The sequence below is a fragment of the Alkalibacter mobilis genome (genome assembly GCF_015594845.1).
GTDB classification, from domain to species: Bacteria; Bacillota; Clostridia; order Eubacteriales; family Alkalibacteraceae; genus Alkalibacter; species Alkalibacter mobilis.
Window position 1 is genome coordinate 1 of sequence record NZ_JADNRK010000070.1, and the last position, 974, is coordinate 974.

The 974-nt window shown below is 39.2% G+C and carries 2 protein-coding genes; both read left to right on the forward strand.

What is annotated here, in order from left to right; translation table 11 throughout:
- Positions 1–133: 133 nt before the first annotated feature.
- Positions 134–490 carry an IS66 family insertion sequence element accessory protein TnpA gene (gene tnpA / locus IWB18_RS12425; protein ID WP_195683929.1) on the forward strand — a complete coding sequence of 119 codons (357 nt, stop codon included), beginning with the start codon at positions 134–136 and terminating at the stop codon, positions 488–490.
- Positions 484–840 carry an IS66 family insertion sequence element accessory protein TnpB gene (tnpB, locus tag IWB18_RS12430; RefSeq protein WP_195683930.1) on the forward strand — a complete coding sequence of 119 codons (357 nt, stop codon included), beginning with the start codon at positions 484–486 and terminating at the stop codon, positions 838–840. Before tnpA ends, tnpB begins: the two co-directional genes overlap by 7 nt.
- Positions 841–974: the final 134 nt, after the last annotated feature.

Here is a 974-nt window from a genome sequence, read left to right on the forward strand (position 1 = left end):
GTAAGCGGTCAATAATCGCATGGATTTTAAAATTTACTTTAACATGAGACAATAGGTTACATCAAAGTACTTTTATAGTCAGTAAAGCAACTCTGTTGACTTTAAAAGTTGTGAAAGGATGATACCTATTACTATGAGAAATGCTCAACACGAAATACAAAAATCGAGATGGCGTGAGCTTATCCGTGAATGCAAACAAAGTGGCAAATCTGTTCGCTCCTGGTGTCTTGAAAATGATGTGAAGCAAAGTAATTACTATTATTGGTTAAAGATCGTTCGAGAAGAATCACTAATCCAGGCAGGAACTTTGGCAGTTAGCAAGTCCAATCGATTTGTAGAGTTGCTGCCCAAAGAAAAAGAAACTAATGCTATCAATAATTCACTGTGCGCAAAATTGATTTTGGACTCTGGTTGTCAAATGGATATTTATAATGGAGCGGATGAACAGACTCTAGCCCTGATGCTGCGATTGATGAAAAGCCGATGTTGATCCGATTTCCAGATGAGATTCGAATCTATGTCGCTTGTGGCTATACCGACATGAGAAAACAGATTGACGGACTTGCTGCCCTAGTCCAGGCAAATTTTCAACTAGATCCATTTTCAAAGTCGCTGTTTTTATTTTGTGGCCGTAAAAGAGATAGAATGAAAGTGCTGTTTTGGGAAGGTGATGGTTTTCTTCTCCTGTACAAGCGGTTGGAAAACGGCACATACCAGTGGCCAAAAACCCAAGAAGATGTGCGAGAGATCACCCCGCAACAGTATCGTTGGCTTATGGAAGGGCTTGCCATCGACCAGAAAAAAATGATTAAAACAGTAGAAAACAAGCGACTCCTATAACCCGTGAAAGCTAGAATTATCAAGGCTTTCACGGGTTAATTTTGTAGAAAAATCCCTACAAACATGGTATAATATTTGTAGCTGTTAATCGTAAATGAAGGGAGCCTGGTCATGACTACAACAACAAATGAATC

What these genes read in the sequence shown, in the direction of transcription:
- tnpB (WP_195683930.1), top strand. Translation starts at nt 484, where the DNA reads ATGTTGATCCGATTTCCAGATGAGATTCGAATCTATGTCGCTTGTGGC.
- tnpA (WP_195683929.1), top strand. Translation starts at nt 134, where the DNA reads ATGAGAAATGCTCAACACGAAATACAAAAATCGAGATGGCGTGAGCTT.